Below are 3,946 nucleotides of genomic sequence, written 5' to 3'. Positions count from 1 at the left end.
TTAAACATAAAAGACCTCCAAAAAAATATTTATGCATATTTATTATACCATAATATTTTTTCGGAGGTCTCCCACCCAGGTGAAATGTGACATTTCCATTAGCTGTAAAAAAGTAAATTTAAATGTACCTATAGAGAAGATAGCTAAAGAACAATTTTTGCAAAGTGTCAACCACTCGGTTGGCACTTTTATTTTGTATAATATAAAAGGTATGAATTAGACTACTCTTTTGTAATGTAATTAAATGCATCTAATGGTGTTTATTTACTTTTTGTTCAATATGCGTATAAATTTATTATTAAAAAAATTAAAAATTGTCAACGTAAAAATAGTGTGTATTTTGTCAAAATATGTGCTATAATATTTGTGCGGTTAGAAAAATAAGCCTTATGGCATAATAAATATAAAGACCAAAAGGAGGGAATGTGTGATGAATAGAGACATCAACAAACTAAAAGAAATAGCAGTTGAAGTTAGAAAAAACATCATAAAGATGCTAACTGAATCTCAATCAGGACACCCAGGTGGCTCACTTTCAGCAGTTGAAATCCTAACATCACTATACTTTAGTGAAATGAAGGTTGACCCAAACAATCCAAAATGGGAGGATAGAGACAGATTCATCCTATCAAAAGGACATGCAGCACCAGTTCTATATGCAGTTCTTGCAGAAAAGGGCTTCTTTGACAAGTCAGAGCTTATGACTCTAAGAAAGATTGACTCAAATCTTCAAGGACACCCAAGCATAAAGAACACTCCTGGTGTAGATATGTCAACAGGTTCATTAGGTCAAGGACTTTCTGTTGCAAATGGAATGGCACTTGCAGGAAAGCTTGACAACAAAGATTACAGAGTATACATACTTTTAGGAGATGGAGAACTTGAAGAAGGTCAAGTTTGGGAAGCAGCAATGACAGCAGCACACTATAAGCTTGATAATGTAACAGCATTTGTAGATTTCAATGGACTACAAATCGATGGCCCTTGTACACAAGTTATGAATGTAACTCCAATTGCAGATAAGTTTAGAGCATTTGGATGGAATGTAATTGAAATAGATGGACACGATTACAATCAAATATTTGATGCAATAGATAAGGCAAAATCTACAAAGGGAATGCCAACTATGATAGTTGCAAAAACTGTAAAGGGTAAGGGTGTATCCTTTATGGAAAACCAAGTAGGCTGGCACGGAACAGCACCAAGCAAAGAACAATGCGAACAGGCACTACAAGAGTTAGGAGGTGCGATTAATGGCTAATTTAGCAACAAGAGAAGCATATGGAAAGGCACTTGTGGAACTTGGTAAGGAAAACAAAAATATAGTTGTTTTAGATGCAGACCTTTCAAAATCAACAAAAACAGCTGATTTTGCAAAGGCATTTCCAGAGAGATTCTTCAACGTTGGTATAGCAGAGGCAGACCTTATTGGAACAGCAGCAGGGCTTTCAACCTGTGGAAAGATTCCTTTTGCAAGCACATTTGCTATGTTCGCAGCAGGAAGAGCTTTTGAACAAATAAGAAACTCCGTCTGCTATCCAAAGCTAAATGTAAAGATTGCAGCAACCCACGCAGGACTTACAGTTGGTGAAGACGGTGCATCACACCAATCAGTTGAAGATATAGCAATAATGAGAAGTATACCAAATATGACAGTAATATGCCCAGCAGATGATGTTGAAACAATGGCAGCAGTTAAAGCAGCAAGCGAATATTATGGACCTGTTTATATAAGACTTGGAAGATCATCAGTTCCAACAATAAACGATAGACCAGAATACAAGTTTGAAATAGGAAAGGCTGTTTTATTAAAGGAAGGTAAGGATGTTTCAATATTTGCAACAGGAATAATGGTAAGTGAAGCACTAAAGGCAGCAGAAGAACTTCAAAAGGAAGGAATAGATGCTGAAGTTATAAACATCCATACAATAAAGCCAATTGATGAAGAGGCTGTTGTAAACTCAGTTAAAAAGACAAAGGCAGCAGTAACTTGCGAAGAACACAACATAATAGGTGGACTTGGAAGTGCTGTTTGCGAAGTTCTATCAGAAAAGTGTCCAGCACCTGTAAAGAGAGTGGGAATAAAAGATACATTTGGTGAATCAGGAAAGCCAGCAGAACTTCTTAAGAAGTATGGATTAACAAAGGATGAAATTATAAAGGCTGCAAAGGAAGCAGTAGCAGCAAAATAAAAAAGTGTCACCCAGGTGAAATGTGACATTATCCATAAAATGTAAACAATACCACCCAAGATAGATGCGGAAGGCCACAACTGCCACGCATTACGCTTGGGTGGTTTAATTTTTGCTCCTAATATGTATAAACGATGAAAAAACAAGAATATTAACATTAAGTGAATAAAATATCATTTCTGAATTTTATTAATCAAACTATTGTGCATACTTATCTAAAATAGAGAAAAACACAAAAAATATACAATCATTGCATAAAACGAAAGGCGTTGAATTTGCTTTATTTGCGGCAAAATGATAAAATGAATATGCAGAATTGGAACGACATTACCAATAGGAAGGAGGAATAATATGAAGAAGGCAATAAAGGAATACATTTTAATTACCCTTGGAATCTTTTTAGTTGCTGTTGGTATATACTACTTTTTAGTTCCAAGCAACCTTGCAGCAGGTGGAGTGAGCGGACTTGCAATAGTTATAAATAAATTTTTCCCATCAATTCCTGTTGGACTTTTAATGCTTGGAATGAACATAATCCTATTTATAATTGCATTCATAGTAATAGGCAGCAATTTTGGTGCAAAAACAATCTATTCGAGCCTTGGTCTTTCTGGAATGATATGGCTTTTAGAAAAGCTATACCCAATTTCACAGCCTATAGTTGACGATTTATTTTTACAACTATTATTTGGTATATTAATCTCGGGTATAGGTATGGGAATTGTATTTAACCAAAATGCTTCAACAGGTGGTACAGACATAATAGCAAAGATTATAAATAAATTCTTCCATATTGATATTGGAAAATCGCTTCTATTATCAGACTTTTTGATAACACTTGCAGCAGGCTTAACCTTTGGACCTAAGATAGGTATGTATGCACTTTTAGGAGTTGTAATAAACGGACTCGTCATAGATAATGTAATTCAAGGCTTAAACGTATGCAAGCAGGTAACAATAATTAGTTCAAAGAGTGAACAAATCAAAAAATATATAATAGAAGAGCTTGGAAGAGGGGTAACCATATTTGACGGCAGAGGTGCCTTTACAGGAGAAAAAAAGGAAGTTTTAATGACTATAATTAGCAGAAAGGAATTCATTAAACTTAGGGAATATATAAAGGAGCTTGATAAGAGAGCCTTTATAAGCGTAAGCAATGTACACGAAGTCTTAGGTGAAGGATTTACTGAACTTGAATAAAGGGATATTATATCAATAATATTGCAGGCTGTTGAAAAAGTTATGCTTTGATTAGCCCCATGAAGGATTTCTTAGGCATTTGTTCATTTTGCTAAGCAATTCTAATCTATTCTTTGTTTGAAAAAAAGTCCTACCATCGCGATGCCATCGTCCTGATGGCCGCTCGATTCGGAACGTTCTATGCCGAATTACGGATTTTTTCTACGTCTAAACCTAAGAATTGCTAAAGCTTATGAAATATGCCATTTTGAAATCCTTTCATGGGGGTTTTTTATATTTTAGCTAACAAGTGGGTTTGTCAATAATTCAAATATTATATAAATAATCTTAAATATTACTAAATTAGATTTAAAAACTTCTCAGACATATAATAATTATTTTTAAATTTTTCCCATAAAAAGCTTTGAAAAAGGAGCTCCTAAAAAATTATAAAAATATAGAGTGGCTTTACAGTAAAACATAATATAATAGGGAACGTTAAAAAAAAACAAGTAGTTCTTCCACCCAGATGCGATGTGAATACTAACAACAAATGTCACATTTCACCTGGGTGG

The 3,946-nt window shown here is 34.4% G+C and carries 3 protein-coding genes; all 3 read left to right on the top strand.

Features of this window, described 5'->3' with window-relative positions:
• Nucleotides 1-430 precede the first annotated feature (430 nt).
• The 3 genes from A3M9_RS0112045 (at nucleotide 431) to A3M9_RS0112035 (ending at nucleotide 3,392) form a co-directional block, all read left to right on the top strand.
• Nucleotides 431-1,261, top strand: a complete 831-nt coding sequence (locus A3M9_RS0112045; protein ID WP_027309407.1) for a transketolase — start codon at nucleotides 431-433, stop codon at nucleotides 1,259-1,261.
• On the top strand, nucleotides 1,254-2,192 hold the full coding sequence (locus A3M9_RS0112040) for a transketolase family protein (RefSeq protein ID WP_027309406.1): 939 nt from the start codon (nucleotides 1,254-1,256) through the stop codon (nucleotides 2,190-2,192). The genes A3M9_RS0112045 and A3M9_RS0112040 overlap by 8 nt, the downstream gene beginning before the upstream one ends.
• A gap of 351 nt (nucleotides 2,193-2,543) precedes the next feature.
• The gene (locus tag A3M9_RS0112035) at nucleotides 2,544-3,392 is read left to right on the top strand and encodes a YitT family protein (protein WP_051350735.1); all 849 of its coding nucleotides are present in this window, start codon (nucleotides 2,544-2,546) and stop codon (nucleotides 3,390-3,392) included.
• Nucleotides 3,393-3,946: the final 554 nt, after the last annotated feature.

Source organism: Caloramator sp. ALD01 (assembly GCF_000472625.1).
In the GTDB taxonomy this organism is placed as follows: Bacteria; Bacillota; Clostridia; order Clostridiales; family Caloramatoraceae; genus Thermobrachium; species Thermobrachium proteoclasticum.
This window is presented reverse-complemented; position numbering and strand designations above follow the sequence as displayed.

Coding starts and splice junctions, on each gene's coding strand:
- A3M9_RS0112045 (WP_027309407.1), top strand. CDS start 431: ATGAATAGAGACATCAACAAACTAAAAGAAATAGCAGTTGAAGTTAGA.
- A3M9_RS0112040 (WP_027309406.1), top strand. CDS start 1,254: ATGGCTAATTTAGCAACAAGAGAAGCATATGGAAAGGCACTTGTGGAA.
- A3M9_RS0112035 (WP_051350735.1), top strand. CDS start 2,544: ATGAAGAAGGCAATAAAGGAATACATTTTAATTACCCTTGGAATCTTT.